The organism is Sorangium sp. So ce131 (genome assembly GCF_051519095.1).
GTDB lineage: Bacteria > Myxococcota_A > Polyangia > Polyangiales > Polyangiaceae > Sorangium.
Genome location: NZ_CP150455.1, coordinates 13,641,426 through 13,662,614 on the forward strand (window position 1 = coordinate 13,641,426; position 21,189 = coordinate 13,662,614).

18 protein-coding genes are annotated in these 21,189 nt (G+C 72.6%); 7 read left to right on the forward strand and 11 right to left on the reverse strand.

From position 1 onward, the window contains the following. Positions 1 to 362: 362 nt before the first annotated feature. The 5 genes from WMF43_RS49630 to WMF43_RS49650 all read left to right on the forward strand — a co-directional run bounded on the left by WMF43_RS49630 (position 363) and on the right by WMF43_RS49650 (position 5,564). Positions 363 to 2,360, forward strand: a complete 1,998-nt coding sequence (locus tag WMF43_RS49630) for a methyl-accepting chemotaxis protein (RefSeq protein ID WP_437675955.1) — start codon at positions 363 to 365, stop codon at positions 2,358 to 2,360. Between the two features lie 34 nt (positions 2,361 to 2,394). Further along, entirely contained in the window at positions 2,395 to 3,390 is a 996-nt protein-coding gene (locus WMF43_RS49635; RefSeq protein WP_437675957.1) for an FHA domain-containing protein, read from the forward strand. A 71-nt stretch (positions 3,391 to 3,461) separates the two neighbouring features. Continuing rightward, positions 3,462 to 3,911 (forward strand): 1,2-dihydroxy-3-keto-5-methylthiopentene dioxygenase, encoded by a 450-nt coding sequence (locus WMF43_RS49640; RefSeq protein WP_437675958.1) that lies wholly within the window; start codon positions 3,462 to 3,464, stop codon positions 3,909 to 3,911. Between the two features lie 14 nt (positions 3,912 to 3,925). Then, positions 3,926 to 4,294 carry a cupin domain-containing protein gene (locus tag WMF43_RS49645; protein WP_437675960.1) on the forward strand — a complete coding sequence of 123 codons (369 nt, stop codon included), beginning with the start codon at positions 3,926 to 3,928 and terminating at the stop codon, positions 4,292 to 4,294. A gap of 106 nt (positions 4,295 to 4,400) precedes the next feature. Further along, on the forward strand, positions 4,401 to 5,564 hold the full coding sequence (locus WMF43_RS49650) for a flavin reductase (protein ID WP_437675962.1): 1,164 nt from the start codon (positions 4,401 to 4,403) through the stop codon (positions 5,562 to 5,564). Positions 5,565 to 5,816: 252 nt separating this feature from the next. Here WMF43_RS49650 and WMF43_RS49655 read toward each other — a convergent pair whose 3' ends face one another. The 9 genes from WMF43_RS49655 to rnr all read right to left on the reverse strand — a co-directional run bounded on the left by WMF43_RS49655 (position 5,817) and on the right by rnr (position 15,438). Further along, complete coding sequence (locus WMF43_RS49655; protein ID WP_437675964.1) at positions 5,817 to 6,728, reverse strand: methylenetetrahydrofolate reductase; 912 nt, start codon at positions 6,726 to 6,728, stop codon at positions 5,817 to 5,819. A 54-nt stretch (positions 6,729 to 6,782) separates the two neighbouring features. Beyond that, positions 6,783 to 7,070: an MSMEG_0570 family nitrogen starvation response protein gene (locus WMF43_RS49660; RefSeq protein WP_437675966.1), complete on the reverse strand. Its 288-nt coding sequence runs from the start codon at positions 7,068 to 7,070 to the stop codon at positions 6,783 to 6,785. 8 nt (positions 7,071 to 7,078) lie between these two features. Next, positions 7,079 to 8,275: an MSMEG_0565 family glycosyltransferase gene (locus tag WMF43_RS49665; protein ID WP_437675968.1), complete on the reverse strand. Its 1,197-nt coding sequence runs from the start codon at positions 8,273 to 8,275 to the stop codon at positions 7,079 to 7,081. Next, entirely contained in the window at positions 8,272 to 9,369 is a 1,098-nt protein-coding gene (locus WMF43_RS49670) for a sll0787 family AIR synthase-like protein (RefSeq protein ID WP_437675970.1), read from the reverse strand. Before WMF43_RS49670 ends, WMF43_RS49665 begins: the two co-directional genes overlap by 4 nt. Further along, positions 9,369 to 9,812 (reverse strand): MSMEG_0567/Sll0786 family nitrogen starvation N-acetyltransferase, encoded by a 444-nt coding sequence (locus WMF43_RS49675; RefSeq protein ID WP_437675971.1) that lies wholly within the window; start codon positions 9,810 to 9,812, stop codon positions 9,369 to 9,371. Before WMF43_RS49675 ends, WMF43_RS49670 begins: the two co-directional genes overlap by 1 nt. After that, positions 9,763 to 11,100, reverse strand: coding sequence for an MSMEG_0568 family radical SAM protein (locus WMF43_RS49680; RefSeq protein ID WP_437675973.1), 1,338 nt, complete (start codon positions 11,098 to 11,100; stop codon positions 9,763 to 9,765). Before WMF43_RS49680 ends, WMF43_RS49675 begins: the two co-directional genes overlap by 50 nt. Continuing rightward, positions 11,045 to 12,091 (reverse strand): Nit6803 family nitrilase, encoded by a 1,047-nt coding sequence (locus tag WMF43_RS49685; RefSeq protein ID WP_437675975.1) that lies wholly within the window; start codon positions 12,089 to 12,091, stop codon positions 11,045 to 11,047. Before WMF43_RS49685 ends, WMF43_RS49680 begins: the two co-directional genes overlap by 56 nt. Positions 12,092 to 12,107: 16 nt before the next feature. Continuing rightward, positions 12,108 to 12,590: an MSMEG_0572/Sll0783 family nitrogen starvation response protein gene (locus tag WMF43_RS49690; protein WP_437675977.1), complete on the reverse strand. Its 483-nt coding sequence runs from the start codon at positions 12,588 to 12,590 to the stop codon at positions 12,108 to 12,110. A 436-nt stretch (positions 12,591 to 13,026) separates the two neighbouring features. After that, the gene (rnr, locus tag WMF43_RS49695; protein WP_437675979.1) at positions 13,027 to 15,438 is read right to left on the reverse strand and encodes a ribonuclease R; all 2,412 of its coding nucleotides are present in this window, start codon (positions 15,436 to 15,438) and stop codon (positions 13,027 to 13,029) included. A gap of 91 nt (positions 15,439 to 15,529) precedes the next feature. On the opposite strand from rnr, the gene WMF43_RS49700 reads away from it, so the two are divergent. Together WMF43_RS49700 and add are read left to right on the forward strand one after the other, a co-directional pair. Continuing rightward, the gene (locus tag WMF43_RS49700; protein WP_437675981.1) at positions 15,530 to 16,903 is read left to right on the forward strand and encodes a vitamin K epoxide reductase family protein; all 1,374 of its coding nucleotides are present in this window, start codon (positions 15,530 to 15,532) and stop codon (positions 16,901 to 16,903) included. Between the two features lie 79 nt (positions 16,904 to 16,982). Then, on the forward strand, positions 16,983 to 18,158 hold the full coding sequence (add, locus tag WMF43_RS49705; protein WP_437675982.1) for an adenosine deaminase: 1,176 nt from the start codon (positions 16,983 to 16,985) through the stop codon (positions 18,156 to 18,158). A gap of 43 nt (positions 18,159 to 18,201) precedes the next feature. Here the strand turns inward: add and nadE are convergent, their stop codons facing one another. Together nadE and WMF43_RS49715 are read right to left on the reverse strand one after the other, a co-directional pair. After that, positions 18,202 to 20,121 carry an NAD(+) synthase gene (gene nadE, locus WMF43_RS49710; protein ID WP_437675983.1) on the reverse strand — a complete coding sequence of 640 codons (1,920 nt, stop codon included), beginning with the start codon at positions 20,119 to 20,121 and terminating at the stop codon, positions 18,202 to 18,204. 10 nt (positions 20,122 to 20,131) lie between these two features. Further along, on the reverse strand, positions 20,132 to 21,097 hold the full coding sequence (locus WMF43_RS49715) for a hypothetical protein (RefSeq protein ID WP_437675985.1): 966 nt from the start codon (positions 21,095 to 21,097) through the stop codon (positions 20,132 to 20,134). Positions 21,098 to 21,189: the final 92 nt, after the last annotated feature.

The window sequence follows — 21,189 nt, forward strand, 5'->3', positions numbered from 1 at the left end:
GGCCGCCCCGGGCAGTCCGGCCGGGCGGCCGCCGCGGTCTCGGGCGGCGTCGACGGGAATACTAGAGCAAACCGCGCCCGCGCCGGGGCCCCGGGCGCAGATCTCCTCCAGCGTGGCCCCTGTGGATACGCCATCCGCCGGGCGCGGTCCAAATTCCCCGTCGCCGTCCGGCGCCGGCCGGCCCGCCCCTGCGCCTCTGGCCAGGAGCTGACCCTCGCTGCCCGCTGCGCCCCGCGCCGACCCCGCCGCGCGCTCTCCTTGCACCAGGGGGCTCTCGCCTCTTACGCTCGGTCGTCCTTCGGGGTCCTCGGCGCGCGCCGCGCACGCGAGCGCCGCTGAACACCTCGCTCGGAACGCACGACATGAACTCCAAGCAGCTCTCTATCGCCTTCGCCGCGGCGCTCCTCGTCGCCGGCATGCTACTGGGTTACGCGTCGGAGTCGAGGTATCTCGCCGCGCTGTCGGGCCAGCTGTTCATGACGTTCGGCATCCTCGCGATGGTGGCGGTGCTCTACACGGCCTCGACGGCGAAGGCCGGCGTGCCGCTCGGCGGCCTGCGCGACGCCCTCCGCGCGGCGGCGCGCGGCAAGCCGCCGAAGCTGCCCGAGGGCGCCCCCGTCGAGGTCGCGGACGCGTTCGAGCAGATCGCCGAGATCGCCGGCCGCCAGGCCGAGCTCGCGGAGGCCCGCCACGCGCTCGTCGAGGAGCGCGACCGGCTCGCGCGGGAGCGGGACGCGCTGAGCCGCGAGCGCGACGGCGCCGGGCGGGAGCGCGACCAGCTGGAGAAGGAGCGCGACGGCCTGAGCCGCGAGCGCGACCAGCTCGAGAAGGAGCGCGACACCCTGGAGCGCGAGGTCGCGACGCTCACCCGCAAGGTGAACGATCTCGCGCAGCGCCAGGGCCCCGACATCGACGTCGACGGGCTCGTGGACGCCGCGCTGCGCGCCACGTCCGGCGAGCGGGTGCGCGCCCCGGCCGGCACGCCGCCGGAGCTCTCGCGCCTCTACACGGAGCTCACCGGCATCGCCGAGCGGATCGCGCAGGCCGAGCAGCGCGACAAGCAGCGCCGGTCGGAGCTCGCGCAGGCCACCCTGCTGCTCGACGAGCTCCTGCCCAAGCTGAGCGACGGCGTGAGCAGCGTCATGCACGCGAGCGAGCAGGCGACCGTCTACATCCGCGAGATGACGACCGCGCTCGCGAACATCGCCCAGTCCGTCGAGTCGCTCGCGTCGAGCGCCGAGGAGTCGAGCTCCAGCATCCTCGAGATGACCGCCACGAACGAGGAGGTCGCCGAGAACGTCGGCGAGCTCGGATCGAGCGTGCGCGAGACGGTCTCGTCGATCGAGGAGATGGCGTACTCCATCCGCGAGGTCGCGAAGAACGTCGACGCCCTGGCGCTGACGGCCGAGGAGACGAGCTCCTCGATGAACCAGATGGACGTCTCCATCGACCAGGTCCAGTCGAACGCGAACGAGACGGCCCGCCTCTCCGAGGAGGTGGCGACCGACGCCGAGAAGGGCGCCGAGGCCATCCTGAAGACGATCGGCGAGATCTACCGCATCAAGGAGTCGAGCCAGGAGGCCGTGGCCGTCATCTCGAACCTCGGCTTCCGCATCGAGGCGATCGGGCAGATCCTCGCCGTCATCGACGACGTCGCCGAGCAGACGAACCTGCTCGCGCTGAACGCCGCGATCATCGCCGCGCAGGCGGGCGAGCACGGCAAGGGCTTCGCCGTCGTCGCCGACGAGATCAAGGACCTGGCCGAGCGCGCCGGCGGCAGCACGAAGGAGATCGCGGAGCTCATCAAGACGATCCAGTCCGAGTCGAAGAACGCGATCGCCGCCGTCGAGCGCGGCGCGCACAACGTCGACCGCGGCGTCGAGGTGTCGAACGAGGCCGAGCGGGCCCTGAAGAAGATCCTGGAGAGCTCGCAAAAGTCGACGAACATGGTGCGCGCCATCGCCCGCGCCACGGTCGAGCAGGCCAAGGGGTCGAAGCAGGTCACGGACGCGATCGGCCGCATCGCCGAGACGGTGCAGCAGATCGCCGCGGCGACGGCGGAGCAGGCGCGCGGCTCGGAGCTCATCATGAAGAGCGCGGAGAAGATGCGGACGATCACGCAGCACGTGGAGCGGTCGAGCCAGGAGCAGGCGCGCGGCGGGCGCCAGATCACGAGCGCGATCGAGCAGATCTCGAACCTCATCCACAGCCTCAACACCTCGCACCGCAGCCAGACGCGCGGCGGCGAGCAGCTCGTGGAGGCCGGCAAGCGCATCGAGGAGGCCGCGCGGCTGCAGGATCAGGCGGTGCGGCAGCTCGTCAGCGCGACCGAGCGGATGCGCCGCACGGCGGCGATTTGAGCCGGCGCCGCCCTGGCGCGCGGAGGCAGCATCGATGGCGCTGACGATCGTCGTGCTCGCCGGGGCGGCCCCGCAGGGCGCCGGCGACGAGCTCTCCCTGACCCTGGACGCCCCCCGCATCATCATCGGCCGCGCGGAGGGCTGCGAGGTCCGCCTCCCCGACGCGAGCGTGAGCCACCGGCACGCGTCGATCCGGCAGCGCGGCGCGACCTACCTGCTGCTCGACGAGGGGAGCGAGAACGGCACGTTCCTCGGCAAGACGCGGATCGCGCCGCGCACGGCGATGCCGCTGCGCACGGGCGACCGCATCCGGGTGGGCCGCGTCTGGCTCCTGCTCCGGATCGAGCCCGCGGTCGTGAAGGGCGCCCCCGCCGCGGCCGCGAAGGAGCTCGCCCTGGAGCTCGTCGCCCGCGGCCTCGCCGCGCAGGGCGAGGATCCCGCGCCGCGCGTGACCGTGGTCGAGGGCCCGGACAGCGGCCGCGTGTTGCGCCTCGAGGAGGCGGGCCGCCCTTACATCATCGGCCGCGCCAAGGACACCGATCTGGTCCTGGACGACTCGGACGTTTCCCGACGCCACTTGGCCATTACGCGCAGGGGCGATCTGTTCTCAGTTCAGGACCTCGGATCGCGCACTGGGGCGTTGCTCGACGGGGGCGCCGTGCCTCAGTTCGACACGCCGTGGCGGCCTGGACAGGTGCTCGCGATCTGCCGGGATCGGCTCACCTGCGCGCATCCGGCGGCGGAGGCGCTCGCGGAGATCGAGCGCAGCCCGTGCGAGCCGCTCCGTCCGGAGGTGGACATCGAGCCTCCTTTGCCGGAGGAGCCGGCGCCGGTGCCTTCCTCGCGGACGGCCCCGCCGGCCTCCACGAGCACGCTTTCCCCGCTCGCGCGCCCTGCCGCGCCCGCTGCTGCGCAGCGGGGCGTCCCGGGCGGCGGATGGGGGTTCACCGAGGCGCTGATTGCGCTGCTCGCGCTCGGTGTGCTGGCTCTCAGCATTGCAGGTTTGATGTGGCTCCTCGGGCGCGGTTAATGACTTGACGTCGCGGGCGCGCAGAGTTCAAGAGCGCTAGCCCGGGAGGGATGCGCATGCGTGCGATCCGGATGAGAGCTGACGACGAGATCGAGTGCACCGAGGCGGAGCTTCTGGCGGAGGGCATCCGGTGCGGGGCGTTCGACCCCGGCGCCGTCGAGCCCGCCGTGCAGCGCGTGCAGGCGGAGCGCGGCTGGAAGGACCAGGAGGACGTCCGCCGCGACCTGAGCAACCCTCGAGACGAGGCCGACAGCGCGCGAGAGGCGGATGAGCACTGCCACCTCGCCGACGAGGTGCGTTTGTTCCTGGAGGGCCAGGGGCTTTATGACATCCGCTGCCAGAACGACGAGTGGGTGCGCATCTGGGTCGGCGCGGGCGATCTCGTCGCGGTGCCGGCGCGGCGTTACCACCGCTTCGTGACGGGCAAGGGCGCCGCGCTCCGGTACGTGCAGCCGCACGGGGGCCGGCACCTCTTGATGCAGCTCTACCGCGTGTCCGACGACCGGACGCGCGCGTTCTGAGGAGGAGCCTCCCGATGGCGCAACCTTACCGGCTCGTCACGGCCGCGGCGCGGATCCCTGTCCCTGGCGGCAAGCTGATCGAGGAGCTCTTCGGCCGCGTGAACACCGGCACGGACGGGTTCAGCCTCGCGCACATGGTGGCCCCGCCCGGCTGGAGCGAGCCGGCGCAGACGCCGACGTTCGGCGAGCTCACGCTGATGATCCGCGGCCGCATGCGGATCGAGATCGCGGGCGAGGTCATCGACCTCGCCGCCGGCCAGGCCCTCTGGGCGGAGCCCGATCAGCGCGTCCGTTACAGCAACCCGTTCGACGAGGAGAGCGAGTACTTCGCGCTCTGCATACCGGCCTTCGCGCCCGAGCTCGCGCGCCGCGACGCCGGCTGAGGCGCGGCGCGTGTGCCCACGCCGCGCGCGGCGTGGGCACGCGCGGCGTGGGCACGCGCGCGCAGATCCTGGATCCCGCGCGCGCGAAGGCCGCGTAGGATGTCTCATGCACTTCGATCCCGCGGAGTTCCGCAAGGTGCTGGGGCAGTTCGCGACCGGGGTCACGCTGGTGACCACGGTGCAGGACGGCGCGCCGCAGGCGATGACGGTCAACTCGTTCAGCGCCGTCTCGCTCGACCCTCCGCTCGTCTTGTTCTGCGCGGACCGGCGCTCGCGCACGAGCGCGGCGATCGAGGCGTCGGGCGTGTTCGCGGTGAACATCCTGCGGGAGCAGCAGCGCGACATCTCGGACCTGTTCGCCGGCAAGGGGACGGATCTGGAGCGGCAGGCGGTGCTCACCGAGTCGCACGTGGCCGAGTCCGGCAGCCCGGTCTTGAAGGACGTGCTCGCGTTCATCGACTGCAAGGTCGAGCACGCGTACGACGGGGGCGATCACGTCATCTATGTGGGCCGCGTGCTGGCGTCGGGCCGGGGCGAGGCGGGCGCGCCGCTCCTGTACTACCGTGGCACGTACCAGGCGCTCGACGACGCCTGGCGGTGGCGTGATCGTTACGCGGCGAAGGAGCAGGCGACCCCGTTCCACGAGCTGGTCGATTTCTTCGATCGCATGCAGGCGGAGGGCCCGTATGCGTCGCTGATCGACGAGCTCGTCACGCTGGTGGATCCGGGCGTCGAGGAGCGTTGTCTGGAGCTCGGCTGCGGCACGGGCCGCCTGACGCGGGAGCTGGGTCGTCGTTGCCAGGAGGCGATCGGCATCGACGCGACGGCGGCGATGGTCGAGCGCGCCACGCAGCGGGCGAGGGCGCTCGGCCTGGACAACGTGACGTTCCGGGAGGCGCTCGCGACGCGTCTCCCGTTCCCTGACGCGTCGTTCGACGTGGTGACCTCGTCGAACCTGCTCTTGCACCTGCCCGATCCGGCCCCGGTGCTGTCCGAGGCCGCGCGTGTGCTCCGTCCCGGCGGCCGCCTGGCGCTCCTGGAGCCCGCGGTCGTGATGAGCCGCGTCGCGATGGCCGGCTACCTGCGCGGCCACCGGTACAACCCCCAGACCGCCCACGCGATGCTCGCGTGGGCCGACGCCGCCGAGGTCACCTACCGCCACACCGAGGACAGGATCAACGCCGATCTCGGCGCGCTGGGTTTCCAGATCGATCGCCGCGAGCGCAGGATGAACGGCCTCGCGCTGCTCTGGACCGCGCACAAGCCCTGAGCCCAAGCAGGCGCAGAGAAGCCCCCTTCACCCCCACAAAGAGGAGGAGAGGGCCCTCCCCCTACACAAAGCAGGAGGAGAGGAGAGGGGCCTTCGCGGCGCGCGCGGGGGAGGGCCGATGTCTGAGCAAGGCCGCTGGCTCGCCCGATCAGGGCGAGTCAGCGGCCTTGCGAGTTCGGCGGGGCCCCCGCGCGCGCCGCGAAGGCCCCTCTCCTCTCCTCCTGCCGTCGCGTCCCGGAAGCCCCCTCGTCCTCAGGCCGCCCGCCGCAGCCCCGCGTCGTCGACGAGCCGCGGCACCCAGTCTTCCGCCCCGATGGACCGCATGTGGATCCCCGAGAGCCCCGGGATATCGCGCAGCCCCCGGATCAGCTCCACCGTGATCCGGTAGCTCTCCCCCTCCGCGTCCCCGCTCTTCCGCACGCGCTCGATCAGGTGCTCCGGCACCACGAGCCCGGGCACCTTCTGCAGGAAGTTCAGCCGGTCCACCCCCGCGAACGGGAAGATCGCCGCGATGAAGTGCGCCCGCTCGTGCAGCCCCCGCTCGACGACCGCGGCCATCCAGCGGCGCATCGGCGCGAGCTCGAACACCGCCTGCACCTGGATGAAGCTCGCCCCCGCCTCGATCTTCGCCGTCAGCCGATCCATCGCCCCGGCGATCGCCTGCTCGCCGCACGGGAAGTCGATGGTCCCCACATGGAAGTACGGCGCCGGCGCGATCGCGTCGCCGTTGAACAGCTTCCCCTCGCGCGTCATCCGGCTCGTCAGCTGGATGGCCGAGTTGCTGTCCACGTCGTTCACCTCCTTGGCGTCCGGATCCGACCCGATGGAGCACGGATATCCGCCGAGCACGATGATGTTCGAGAGCCCGAGCGCCGCCATCCCGAGGAGATCGCCCTGGAGGGCGATCCTGTTCTTGTGGCGCAGCGAGAACTGGAGCACCGGCTCGACCCCCTCCTGCTTCACGAGGTGGCCGACTGCCATGTTCGCGCAGCGCGCCTGCGACAGCAGGTGATCGTTGATCTGCACCACATCCACACACGTCGCCATGTTTCGCGCGTGTTTCAGCAGCTTTTCCAGGTCGTAGTGACGCGGGGGCGTCAGCTCGGCGGACACGAGGAACTGGCGCTCGCTCAGGAGGCGCTCCATCTTCGACTTCGTCACCATCTCCTGCTCCTTCCGTCGCTCGACGAACCTTCTGTCACGCGACGAGCCTGACCGTCACTCGACGAACCTGACGACCCGGACCTTCGCCCCGCGCTGGCCGCTCCACCGCGCGGCCGCGCTCGCGATGCGCGCCGCCTCCGCCCGCGCGAGGCTGCATGGGAACCCGTATTTCTTCAGGACCCGCTCGCTCGCGATGTCGAGCGCCGTCCGGCAGCGCGCCACGAAGTCGTCGACGTCGTAGCTCTCGCCCACCTCGAGGTGGTCCTTCACGACGAGCGACGGGGAGTAACAGACCTGCTGCTCGCCGCTCGGCCACTCGATCACGAAGCGCATCTCCGGCATACGTCGCGTTATCTCCGGCGAGTCCCGAGGAACTCGCGGTAAAGGCCGGCCGCGATCCGGGCCGAGCGATCCCACGTGTAACCGGCCGCGGCCTCGAGGGCCGCGGCGCGCAGGCGCCGCCTCACGCCGTCCTCCAGGATACGCTCCATCGCGCGGGCGAGATCCGCCGTGCTCGAGGGATCGACGAGCAGCGCGCTCTCTCCGTCCCGGAGGAACTCGGTGAACGGCGGCTGGGCCGAGCTCACCACCGGCGCGCCCGAGGCCATCGCCTCGAGCAGGACGAGCCCGAACCCCTCGCGGACGGACGGGAACACGAACGCGTCGGCGAGCCGGTAGAGGGGCGGGATCAGCACGTCCGGCAGGACCCCCGCGAGCACGAGCGGCGGCGGCGTGGCGCCGCGCGGCGCCGGCAGCAGGCCGCTCTCGCGCGCGATGGCCTCGAACTCGCGCTGGTAAGGTGCGTAGTCGAACAGCGTCTCTCCGCCCGCGATGACCAGCTGGGCCCCGGGCAGGCGCCGCCGCACCTCGATGAAGGCCCGGAGCAGGTTGATCGAGTTCTTGCGCGGCTCGACCCCGCCCACGGTCACGTAGAGCGGCGACCCCGTCGCGCGGAGCCGCGCCCGGAGCTCCGCCTCCTTCCCGTCCGGCGCCGGCGAGTAGCGCCGGAGGCTCACCCCGTTCGGCACGATCGCCGCGTCGACGCCGAGCTCGGCCCGGAGCGTCTTCCGCCACGCCTCGCTGACCACGAGGCACATGTCCGCCTCGCGCACGGAGCGCTCCTGGCAGGCGCGCAGGTACGGGCTGTCGTAGTCGTCGAGGTGGTGCACCGTCCGGAGGAAGTGGGGCACGCGCCCCTCGGCGCGCAGCGTCGCGAGCGCGTTCGCGCTGATGCAGTCCTGGGCGTGCCAGACGTCGTGCCGCGCCCCCGCGGCGCGCAGCCCGACGACGAGCTCCGCGATGCGCTGCTCCACGACCGCGTCGATCCCGGCCGGCGGCGGCGCCGCGGGCACGAGGACCGAGGGGCACCGGAGCGGGCGGTAGAAGCCGCCCTGGTCCTTGTTCAGCGCGTAGACGCAGACCGACGCGCCGAGATCGTGGAGCGCCTCCGCGAGCTCCACCGTGTGCACGACGCCGCCGCGCGGCTTCGTCGAGTACGTGAGCAGCGCGACCGAGGGCGGCGCGCCCGCCGCGGCGCCGGCGCTCATCGCGCCCCCTCGCCCGCGAGCCCGGTGAGGGGCTCCGCGGCGAGATCCCAGAGCACCTGCCGCTCGCCGGAGGCCTCCAGGGTGAGCCGCCGCGAGCCGTCGACGACGCCGACCGCCGCGCTCGCGATGCCCCGGCGCTCGAACGCCGCGAGCACCTCCCGGGCGGCCTCCGGGCGCACGCTGAGCAGGAAGCCGTAGCTCGGAAACGCGAGCAGCCAGCGCTCGAGCGGGACGTCGCGTGGATCGCGCGGCACGTCCCGCGGATCGCGCGGCACGTCCCGCGGGTCGCGCGCGTCGCGGAGGCTGCGCACGTCGCGTGGCCTCGGCACGGCCTCCACGTCGAGCACCGCGCCGACGCCGGACGTCTCGAGCAGCATGAGCAGCGTCCCCGCGACGCCGCCCATGCTGATGTCCTTGCCCGCGTCGCACAGCCCCGCCTCGGCGAGCGCGGGCAGGATCTCGAGGTCCGCGCGCAGCCGCGCCGGGTCCGCGCCGGTCGACGCGTCCCAGAACGGGTGCTCCGGGTGCATCCTGCCGCGCAGGTCGATCGCCGCGACGAGCACGTCCCCGGGCCGCGCCGCGAAGCTCGTGATGAGCCGCCGGGCTCGCCCCGCGATCGCCACGGCGAGCGCGTTGTAAGGGCTGCGCGCGCTCGTATGACCCCCAACGATCGGCACCCTGTAGGCGCGCGACGCCGCGAGCATGCCCTCCCAGACCGGCTCCAGCGCGCCGGCCGACGTGCCCCAGACGACGTCGACCACGGCGATCGGTCGGCCGCCCATCGCGTAGACGTCGCTGACGTTGACCATCACCGCGCTGTAGCCGGCGAACCGCGGGTCTCCTTCGAGGAACGTCGGCCAGATCCCCTCCGCGGCGAGCAGCAGGTAGCCGTCCCCGTCCGGGATGGCCGCGCAGTCGTCGCCGAGCGCGGGGCGCGTGTAGCCGGTCGCGCCGCCCGTGCCGGTTGCGTCGTTCGCGCCGCTCGCACGGATTGCGCCGCCCTCTCTGGCGAGGTGCCGCGCCGGGATCTGCACGTCCTTCTTCGCGAGGATGCCGAGCGCGCCGCGCAGGTGATCCGCGATCCTGGCGAGCATCAGCGGAACCTCTCCCCTGGCGGCGGTCGGGGCTCGTCGCCCGGCGGGTAGCTCGCGAGGTCGGCCTGCATCAGGTGGTGCGGGTGGCCGTGGAAGCTCCGCTCCTCGAGCGAGCGCCAGTGGATGCCCTCGAAGAACGGCACGTTGGCCGCCTGCACCAGCGCGAGGAACCGGCGGCACCCCCACCCGTGGGCGGAGGTCACCGCCTTGTGCACGAGCCCTCGCCCGACCACGCCCTGCTTGCGGTGCGCCCGCTCCACGCTGAGCCGCCCGCCGTACCAGACGCCGGGCTCCGCCTCGTAGATGCGCACCGTGCCGACGATCTCCTCGCCCTCGCGCGCCCCGAGGTGCACGGCGACGATGGGATACGCCGCCGCGTCCCACTCGTCCTCGTCAGTGCTCCTGAACAGCCCTTGCTCGTCGCAGAAGGTGGACCGGCGCAAGCGGAGGTACGCGAGGTAATGCTCCCTGCTCTGCACAAGATCGAAGCGGTATGGTGGCGTCATCGGAGCTCTCCGAGGTGGGTGTCATGGCCGCGCCGGGGTCCGGCATTACCGCCGGCGACGTTGCAGACGCCGCGCGGCCTGCAGACGCCGCGCGGTCCGCCGGCTCGAAGCCCGAGAGCCCCGAGCACGCGCCGCAGCGGGCGCAGCCCGCCTTCACGTCCGTCGAGCGCAGCCCGGCCCGCGCGAGCAGCGGGCCGACGTGCGCGTAGAGCGCTCTCATGAAATCCCCGGGCGGCGGCGCGCGGTGGGCCGACGGCGTCCCCGGGATTGGCACGAGCGGGACGAGGAACGGGTAGACCCCCATCGCGATGAGCCGCTCGCTCGCGCCGAGCAGCGCCTCCAGCGAGTCGCCCAGGCCCGCGATGAGGTAGGTCGACACCTGGCCGCGCCCGAAGACGCGCACGGCGGCCTCGAACGCCTCGAAGTACCGCGCGACGCTCACCTCGGCCTTGCCGGGCATCGCGGCCGCGCGCACCTCGTCCTCGACCGCCTCGAGGTGCATGCCCAGGCTGTCGACCCCGGCCGCGTGCATCCGCTCGAACCAGGCGAAGTCGTCGGGCGGCTCGCACTGCGCTTGCACCGGCAGGTTCACGCCCGCCTTGATGGCGCGCGCGCAGTCCGCGAGGTGCGCCGCGCCGCGATCGGCCGACCGCGGCGTGCCGGTGGTCAACGTCACGTGCCGCACCCCGTCGAGCCGCGCCGCCGCCTCCGCGACCTCGGCGAGCTGCTCCGGCGTCTTCTTCGCGGTGGTGCGCCCCGCCGCGAGCGACTGCCCGATCGCGCAGAACGTGCACGCCTTCGCGGGCTCCGCGTACCGCACGCAGGTCTGGAGCACCGTCGACGCGAGCACGTCGGCGCCGTGCAGGAGCGCGATCTTGGGGTAGGGGATCCCGTCCCGCGTCGAGAGGGCGTAGAAGCGCGGCGCCTTCACGAACGCGACCTCGGCGAGCTCCTCGCCGTCGCGCTCCACCGTCCCCGAGCCGTCGCGCCCGATCCGCGCCACGAAGGGCGACGACGCCGCCTGGTCGGTGTGGATCGGGATCATCACCGTGGCGCCGCGCAGCGTCGCGGCGACGTGCTGGGTCGGCCCCGCCCCGCCGCGGCGCGAGGTCCACGCCGGGCGGGGCCCGTCGCCTTCGGCCGGCGCGGGCGCGGCGTCGCCGGGCGCGTCAGCGAGCCGCAGGCCGAACGATTGGAGCTCGGTGATCAGCGTCTGGGTATCCATGGTCCACCACCGCAGGATCGAGAGAGGGTTCCCCGGCGCCGGCCGCGCCGACGACGCCGGCCGCGCCGACGGTTATCGAGCGCTCCGCCGTGTCCATCCAGAGCCGCAGCAAATCGGGCCGGGCGTAATGCCCGACCGCGTCCATCATCCGCTTTCGCTTCGTGATCAGGGCGAAGTCGAGGTCCGCGATCGCCATCCCCTCGCCGTCGGTCACCGGCGGGCACGCGTGCGCGCCCTCCGGCGTCACGATCGCCGTCATGCACCCGCCGCGCAGCACCCCCTGCATCTGCTCGTTTGGCGCGATCTCCTTGACCTGCTCCGGCGTCAGGAAGGCCGTGGCGTTCACCACGAAGCAGCCCGACTCCAGCGCGTGGTGCCGGATCGTGACCTCCATCTGCTCGGCGAAGATCGGGCCGACCAGCGAGCCGGGGAACTGGCTGCAATGGATCTGCTCGTGCTGCGCGATCAGCGCGAACCGCGCGAGCGGATTGTAGTGCTCCCAGCAGGCGAGGGCCCCGAGCCGCCCGACCGCGGTGTCCACGGTCTTCAGCCCCGAGCCGTCGCCTTGCCCCCAGATCATCCGCTCGTGGTAGGTCGGCGTGATCTTGCGCCGCCGGAGCGCGAGCGTGCCGTCGGCGTCGAAGACGAGCTGCGCATTGTACAACGTCCCGTGATCGCGCTCGTTCACGCCGAGCACCACGACCACCCCGTGCGCCCGCGCGGCCGCCGCCACCGCCCGCGTCACCGGGCCGGGCACGGTGACCGCCTCGTCGTAGAGGCGCATGTGCTCCTTGCCCATGGCGGGCGGGGGGAGCACGAACGAGAAGTACGGGTAGTTCGGGACGAACGTCTCGGGGAAGACGCAGAGCTCGGCGCCCTCCCTCGCGGCCTTGGCGATCGCGGCGACGACACGTTCGGTCGTCCCGTCCCGGCTGCCGAGGACGGGGCTGATCTGCACCGCGGCCGCCCTGACTTTGCGGTGGTGGTCCATGGCCGCCGGGCTCGGTCTACAGCGTCCAGGAGTGGACGATGAACGCGTTGTCCCGGCGGTGGATCAGCTGGATGTCGAGCACGTCGAGCGGGCTAATCGGCTTGATGCCCGGGATCAGCGCGTGCTCGCCGTGCCCGTAGAGCGCCTGCAGCGCGAACCGACACGCATACACCTTGCCGCCCTCCTCCATGAACCGGACCACCTGCTGGTTCACCGCGAGGTGCCCCGAGAACGCCTCGTTGCCGAGCTTGGGAAAGCCGCGCTGCAGCCCGAGCGTCACGCCCGGCCCGTAAAGCAGGACCGACGTCTCAAAGCCCTTTCGCTGGAGGCGGATCGCGGTGAGCAGGTTGACGAGCCCGATGGAGCCCTCGAACGCCACCGTGTGAAAGGTGACCAGCGCCTTCTCTCCCGGCTTCGCCTTGACGTCTTCGAAGACCTTCTCTTCGTAATCGACCAGGAAGTCACCAGCGTTGTAGGCGGGATACGTCGGCTTCGGCATTGGTTATCTCTCCCCTAGAATGATTCATGTGAGACCATAAGGAATTTCCGGACGCAAGTAAAAACCAAGCCGAGTCCTCTTTTTAGCGGTCGTGTGCTCGCCGCGGAGAAGGTGCGATTGCGTGGCTGCGCGCTGCCGCGCTCGAGCGTTTTCGCCGGGACGTCGACTGAACGTTGAACGGGCGTCCGCGAGCGCGGAGCGCGACTCGAAAGAACGTTTTCTCAAACGTTTCTCGTGCGTTCCGCGAATACGCGCCACGGGCCGCGAGGTCGCGTTGCGCGGGCGTTTCGAGGTCGTTTCGCGGCCCTGTCCGCGCCGTAATCGTGTGGAGTTTGAGGGGGTTGGGCGTGCGCCCGGGGGCGGGGAGGGGCGACGGCCGCCGGGAGAGGGCAGGCCCGCTTGAGAGGCAGAGTCCGTCCGCGGGAGGAGCGCGCTGTCAGCGCTGCTTCTTGCGCACCTTGGCGGTCTTGCCGCCCTTGCCGCCCTTGCCCTTCTTGCCGGCCGTGGCGCCCTTCGTGGCCCTGCCGCCCGCGGCCTTGGTGCTCTTGGTGGTCTTGACACGGCGCTTGGCCCGTGTGTCCGCCGCGTCGCGCCGCAGGCGGTGCCGCCGCTGCCCGTCCGGCGCCTCCTCGAACTCTCCCGCGAGCCGCCGGCCGTAGATGGCGCGCCGGAGGATGGCGACGTCCTCGATCTGCACGAGCATCACGTCGCCGATGGCGATGCGGTCGCCCGACCGGAGGCCGAAGACGCGCAGCCCCTCGTCGTCGATCTCGTACTGGTCCGGGCCGAGCGACTCCATCCGGACGAGCACGTCGACGAACGGATCCTCGACGTTGACGTACACGCCCGTCCCCACGATGCCCGTGACCGTGCCCTCGAAGGTGTCCCCGAGCCGCGACCGCATCACGAGCGCGCGGTGCAGGTCGACCACCTCGCGCTCCACCTCCATCGCCTTGCGCTCGCGCTCCGACGCCGTGATCGCCGCCTCGCGCAGCCGCTCGAGGGCCTCCTCGCTCCGGTCGACGCGCTCGCCCCGCAGCACCGCCCGGATGGCCCGGTGCGCCGTGATGTCCGGGTAGCGCCGGATCGGCGAGGTGAAGTGCAGGTACGCGCTCGAGGCCAGGCCGAAGTGGCCCACGTTGGCGACGTCGTACACCGCCTGCTTCATCGCGCGGAGCAGCAGCATGTGCAGCACCTGCTTCTGCGGGTGCGCGTCGAGCTTCTTCAGGAACACCGAGAGCCGCTTCGGGTCGGTCGCGTCCTCCGGGTCGAACGCGAGCCCGAGCTCCCCGCACATGGTCGCGAAGCGCTCGAGCTTCGCCTGGTCCGGGGGCGCGTGGTACCGGAACACCGTCGGGATCTTCTGGTCGACGACGAACTGCGCGCACGTCTCGTTCGCGAGCAGCATCAGCTCCTCGATCAGCTGGTAGGCCTTCGCCACGCCCGGGTCGTGGCTGCGCTTCTGCACGTCGACCGGCGCGCCCGTCTCCGGATCGAGCACCACCTTCGCCTCGGGCAGATCGAGGTCGAGCGCGCCCCGCCGCATCCGCTTGCCGCGGAGCAGCCGCGCGAGGTCCCACATCACCTGGAGGTCGCCGCGATGCGCCTCGGCCTCGGGGCTGCGCGGCGGCTCGGCGGTGAAGCCGAGCGCGCGCGCCACGCCGGGGTACGTGAGCTTCGCGATCGAGCGGATGTACCCCTCGACGACGCGGGCCTTGCGCACGGTCGCCGCCGGGTCGAGCTCAACCTCCACGCACAGGCAGAGCCGGATCACGCCGGGCAGGAGCGAGCAGAGGTTCGACGACAGCGCCCGCGGCAACATCGGGATCGCGCGGTCGGGCAGGTAGATCGAGTTGCCCCGCGCGAGCGCCGTCCGGTCGAGCGCGCTGCCCGGCCGCACGTAGTGCGACACGTCGGCGATCGCGATCCAGGCCCGGTACGAGCCGTCCTCCTCGCGGATCACCCAGACCGCGTCGTCGTGGTCGCGCGCGTCCTCCGGATCGATCGTCGGCATCGGCAGGTGGGTGAGGTCCACGCGCCCCTCGAGCGCCTCGGGCGGCACCTCGCCGCCGAACCCCTCGGCCTCGGCGATCGCGTCGGCCGGGTGCTCCTCCTCGATCCCCTCGCGCAGCAGGATCTTCGCGACCTCGACGTTCGGGTCGCCGGGCGCCCCGAGCACGGCCTCGAGCACGCCCTCCGGGTTCTCCTCGGGCAGGTCCGGGTACCGCACGATGCTCGCGACCGCCGCGGCGCCGTCCTCCGCCTCGGGCGGCGTGAGCGGCCCGCCCGGCTCGCGTGGCACGAGCACGATCGGCCCGCGCACGCGGCCGTCGTCCGGCTCGAGCCAGGCGCTCCGCCCGCGCCGCCGGAGCACGCCCGCCACGCGGGCGTGGCGCCGCTTGATGACCCGGAGGATCTCCCCCTCCACGCCCCGCTGCGAGCGCCGCGCGATGCGCACCGCGACCGTGTCGCCGTGCAGCGCCCCGCCCATCGCCTCGGGCGAGATGTAGACGTCGTCGGCCGCCCCGCCGAGCGCCACGAAGCCGAAGCCGCGCGGGTGTACGGTGAGCGTCCCCTCGTGCTCGGCGCCGCGCGCCGCGACCTGCTGGCGGCTCATGCGGAACCGCTGGCCCGGGAGGGCGACGATGCTCCCCTCCTGCGAGAGCTCCTCGAGCAGCCGCTGCAGCTTCGCGTAGCGGCCCGGCTCCACGCCGAGCCGCTCGGCGATCTCGTTCGCGTGCAGGGCGCGCTGGAAGGAAGACAGGAGCTCGACCACCGCCTCGCGGCGGCGCGCGGCCGAGCCGGTCTTCGGGGAGTCTTCGCGGGAGTCGCGGGAGGACGATCGCATGCACCTCGACTAGCACGAGTCGTCTCGCGCTGGCTGTCCCCGCCCGGGTCCGGTATGCCTCGAACCCACTTCTTTCGAGCCGCCACGACCGATGCTGCTGAACTCGATTGCCCTGCTCCTCGCGCTCTCGCTCCTCGTCTACCTCGCCGGCAGGGGCAACGTCTTCGCGGCGCGACCGGCCGGCGACGGACAGCCCGGGCGCGGCGCCTCCAACGTGCATCGGGCGAGCCCCGACGCGCCCGTGACATGGACCGCCGACGCGCAGGCCGGGCGCGCCCGGTTCCTCGTCTCGCTCTTCCGCATCGCGCTCTTCGTGGCGATCGCGGCGAGCGCGGCGCTCGTCGTCGAGTACCAGAACGCGGGGGATCCCGCCTTCTGCGGCGTCTCGTCGGGCTGCTTCGCCGTCCGCGTATCGCCGTACAGCCGGCTGTACGGGATCCCGCTGCCGAACGTCGGCCTCATCGCGTACACCACGCTGCTCGCGGCCTCGCTGACGGCGCGCGCGCGCTGGCACCACGCCGTGCTCGCGGGGGCCTCGGCGCTCGGCGGCCTCGCCGCCGTCGTGCTCCTCGGGCTGCAGGCCTTCGCGGTCGGCGCGTTCTGCGCGTGGTGCATCGCGGTCGACCTCGCCGCGCTCGCCGCGGCCGGCGCGGCGTCGCTCGTCGCGTGGCAGGCGTGGCGCATGCCGGGCGACGCCTTCGAGCGCGCCGCCGGCAACCGCCTCGCGAGCACCACCGCGTGGGGCGCGGCGGCGGTCGCCGCGATCGGCCTGCCGTTCCTCTGGGGCAACCACCCGGTCATCCCGCCGCTCCCGCCGGAGATCGCGGCGATGCAGGCGCCGGGCAAGATCACGGTCGTCGCGTTCACCGACTTCGAGTGCCCCTTCTGCCGGCGGCTCCACCCGGAGCTCAGCGAGACGGAGGAGGCGCACGGCGATCGGGTGCGCCACGTGCGCAAGATGGTGCCGCTCCCGAGCCACCCCGGCGCGTTGCCCGCCGCGAAGGCCTACGTCTGCACGCCCGAGGACCGACGCGAGCAGGCCGCGGGGCTGCTCTACGGCGCGCCGCCCGGCAAGCTCACCGAGGAGGGCGTCGCCTCCGTGCTCGCGCCGCTCGGCCTCCCCGCCGAGGCGCTGTCGGCCTGCCTCGTCGCGCCCGAGACGGAGGCGGCGATCGGCGCCGATGTCGCGCTGTATGGGCGGATGGAGGCGCGCGGGCTCCCCTTGACGTACGTCGGGCGGCGGCTCGTCATGGGGTACAACCCCGAGCGGATCCGCGAGGCGCTGCGCCGCGAGGCCGCGGGCGACGCCTTGAGCCTGCCGCTCCCGCTCCTCTTCGTCGCGCTGTTCGGGGCGTGTGCGGTCGCGGTGATCGTGGGCGGCCGGGCGCCCGCGCGCCGCCGCCCGGGCCCGGACGACACGGTCCCGTCGCCGGGATCCTCCGCGTCGACCGAGCCGCCGCGGTGAGCCGCGGGCGGCGGCGCGGGCGCCCACGGCTCACCGCGCCGCGCCTTTCACGGCTGCTCGCCGGGTGACAGAATAGCTCATGTCAGAACATCCCGAGCACGCCCCCAAGCTCCCGCTGGAGTTCTTCCGACAGCTCCCCAAGACCGACCTGCACGTCCACCTCGACGGCTCCCTGCGCCTCGAGACGATCATCGAGCTCGCCCGCAGCCACCGCGTCGAGCTCCCCACGTACGAGCCAGCCGAGCTGCGCAAGGTGATGAACCTAGGGCAGAACTGCGGCTCGCTGGTCGAGTACCTCAAGGCGTTCGACATCACGCTGCGCGTCCTGCAGACCGAGGAGGCGCTCTACCGCGTCGCCTACGAGCTCGCGGAGGACGCCGCGCGCGAGAACGTCCGGTACATGGAGGTCCGCTACTCGCCGATGCTGCACACCCGCCTCGGGCTGCGGCTCACCAGCGTGGTCGAGGCGGTGCTCGCCGGGCTCAGGGCGGCGCACGACGCGCTGGGCATCGAGAGCAACGTCATCGTCTGCGGCATCCGCAACATCTCGGCGGAGTCGTCGCTGGAGATGGCGGAGCTCGCGGTCGCCTACAAGGGCCGCGGCGTCGTCGGCTTCGACCTCGCCGGCGCCGAGTACGACCACCCGGCGAAGCACCACCGGGCGGCCTTCCAGCTCGTGCGCCAGAACAACATCAACTGCACCATCCACGCCGGCGAGGCGTACGGCCCCGAGTCGATCGCGCAGGCGCTCCACGTCTGCGGCGCGCACCGGATCGGCCACGGGTGTCGCCTGCGCGAGGACGGCGGCCTGCTCCACTACATCAACGACCACCGCATCCCGCTCGAGTGCTGCCCGTCGTCCAACGTGCAGACCGGCGCCGTGCGCGATCTCGCCTCGCACCCGCTGAAGCTCTACCAGAGCCTCGGCCTGCGCGTGACGGTCAACACCGACAACCGGCTCGTCACCGACACGACCGTGTCCCACGAGCTCTGGCACTGCCACACGAAGATGGGGTTCGGCCTGAAGGAGATCAAATCGATGATCGTGGCCGGCTTCAAGAGCGCGTTCTTGCCGTTCCACATCAAGCAGGGCTACCTCCGCCGCGTCACCGAGGACCTCGAGCGCTTCTCCGCCGACGGCTCGATCGGCGCGGCCCAGCCGGCCGCGGCGCTCGAGCAGGACCTGCTCGCGAGGGACGGCAAGGACGGGCCCCGGCTGAGCGCCCCGGCGCCCGTCGAGAAGGCCGCCAACTGACGCGCGGGGCCGGGCCGCGGGCGCGCCCGCGCCGGCCGCGGGCTCAGCCGCCCTTCCACTCGGTCCGCTGCACCACGGGCAGCTGCAGCGCCCGCTCGCGGTCGAGGTCGAGCGACCCGAGGTGGATCGCGATCGGCGACTGCACCCACTTGAAGATCGATCGGGAGAACAGCGTCGCGAACTTCTCCGCCCAGGCCCGCAGCGCGGCGGGGTCCTTGTCGGGGAACAGGCTGGGGAGCGCCTGCCCCACCTCGTCGGCGGCGAGCTTCTCGGCGCCGTACAGGTAGAGGCACGCGTCGAGCACCTCGAACGGCATGAGCTCGGCCTCGCCCGACTGGTTCTCGGCGAGCTCCGGCCCCGCGGTGGTGGCGAGCGTCTGCTGGATCCCCTTGAAGCCGTAGCGCCGGTAGAGCCGGTCGATCAGCGCGATGACGACCGTCTTCGGCAGGTTGGCGATCACGCTGAACGCCCCCTCGAGATCGCCGCCGACCGTGGTGTAGCCGAGCGCCTTCTCGCTCATGTTCCCCGTCTGCAGGAACAGCGCGCCGCTCGTGTTCGCCCAGTTCCACATGCGCTGGCCGCGGATGCGCGCCTGCACGTTCTGCTTCGTGAGCTCGGTGAGCTGCCGGCCCTCGCCGAGCATCGACTGCGCGGCCGCGAGCTCCCGGGGGAACGCGTCCTCGATCGGGATCACCGCGAAGGACACCCCGAGATCCTCGGCGATCTGCGCCGCCGCCTTCTGCGTCGCGTCGCTGGAGTAGCGCGACGGCATGAAGAACGCGTGCAGCGAGGTCTTGAGCTGCGCGCGCAGCGCCTCGCCGTGCAGGTCCGGGTAGATGAGCTGCACCGCGCGCCAGGCGACGAGCAGCGTGAGCAGCGAGTCGCGCCCGCCCGAGAGCGCGAGGCCGATGCCCTTGAACGCGCCGATCTTGCGGTAGTAGTCGGCGACGCCGAGCGCGAGCGCCTCGTAGAACTCGTCGAGCAGCTCGTCGCGCGGGGAGATCGACGGCAGCGACGTCGAGGGCAGGAACGCGGTCGTGCCCGGCGGCGGGGCGGGGTAGGCGAGGCGCGAGCGATCCGCGGTCTCGCCGCCGACCCGCAGGGTCTCGACCATGTGCGGGGAGGCGCGGCGGAACTCCTCGAGGTCGCTGCGCCAGGTGCTGGCCTCGCGGCGGCAGCGCGTGGTCCGGTCGAGGTCGACGACCGCCGCGGAGAACCCCTCGCGGAACCTCGGCGCCTCGAGCATCGGGCGGCCGTTCTGGTTGATGAAGCCGCCGCCGTCGAACACGAGCCCGTCGTTGCCGCCGACCATGTTCGTGTACGCGATCGTGCACTGGTTGTCGGCCGCGCGGGTCGCGATCATCTCGCGCCGCGTGCTCGCCACGCCGGCGCGGAACGGCGACGCCGAGATGTTGCAGACGAGCTCGGCGCCCGCGTAGCAGCGGCGCCGCATCGGCCCGTCGGGCGACCAGATGTCCTCGCACACCTCGACGGCGAGCGTCCCGAAGTCGAAGGCGTAGATGCGGTCGCCGCAGGGCACGCCGTCGGCGTCGAGCTCCATGAACGGCATGCCGCGCGAGAACGTGCGCGCCTCGTAAAAGATGTTGTACGTCGGCAGCTTCTCCTTGGGGCAGAACGCGATCACCCGACCGCGGTGCACGAGCGCGCCCGCGTTGAAGAGGTCGCCGCCGACGCCGACCGTCACGCCGATGATGAAGACGGCGCGGAGCGCCGCGGTCTCGGCCGCGAACCGGCGGAGCTCGCGCTGCTGGCTCGCGACGAAGGCGGGCCACTGCACGAGGTCCTCGGACGCGTAGCCGCCGATCACCTGCTCGGGGAAGACGGCCACCGTGACGTCCTCGCGCGCCATGGCGTGGGCGAGCGAGAGGCACCGGTCGGTGTTCGAGCGGACGGCGCCGACGGTGGCGTTGACGTTGGCGATCCCGATCTTGACGAGGCGCATCGGCGGCAGCCTAGCGCGGCAGCACGGCGCTGAGCAGGCCGAAGAGCTTGTCGATCTCGCCCGGCGTCACGCGCCGCTTCGCCTTCACCCGGTCCCCCTCGGCGAAGAACGCGATCGGGTCGACGACGCGGACCTTCACGAACGCGATGCGGAACGTGGTCGTGCGCTCGACCTCCTCGGCGAGGAACTCCGCGTCGCGGGCGGCCTGCTCGGGGCTCTCGCTCGCGCCGTCGAGCGCGACCACGGCCCCGCCGTCCTGGGTCAGCGTCACGGCGGCCTCGAGCGACCGCACGGTCGGCGGCACCCGGGGCGCGCGCGGCTCCCTCAGCGTCCGCGCCGGGTCGAGCGCCACGGCGACGGCGGCCTCGTCGCCGGTCGGGTCGGGGAAGCCTCCGGTGCCGACGAAGCGCCGCGCCTCGCGCGCCTTGTCCACCGGCAGCACCACGAGGAAGTCCGGCTCGATGGTCGCGACCACGCGGGTCTGCCCGCGGACGGTCACGCGCACCGCCGGCACGCCGAGCCCGGCCTCCTCGGTCCCCGGCGGATCGCTGCGCGAGACGAGGGTGTCGATCCCCGCCGCCAGCCGGTCCGGCGGCACGTTGTGCTGGAGCACGGCCACCGCATCACCCCCCGCGCCCGCGCGCGGCGCGGTGATGAAGGCGCGCTCGAGGTCCCGCTCCGGATCGAGCCCCGTGCCGGCGAGCACCGGGCCCCACAGATCGAGCGCCGCGAGCCGCGCCATGATGGGGTGGCCGCGGGTCCTGTCGGCGTAGACGAGCACCGAGACCTTTCCCCCGGCGATCGCCTGCGCGATCGCGCCGGCGTTGCGCGGCTTCGGCGGCGGCGGGGCCTCCGCGCCGGCCGGCGTCCCCGGCGAGGAGCCGCACGCGACCGCGAGGAGCGCGGCGCCGACGACGAGGAGCCGCAGCGTCGCGCGGCGCGTCGCCGCGGCGAGCCCATGGTGAACGGACCACATCACCCGCCGACGTTACCTGGACCTGCCCGATCCCGGAACCGTCCTGGAAGCAGAGGAGGCAGAGGAAGCCGAGGCCACGAGGCCATCCCTCT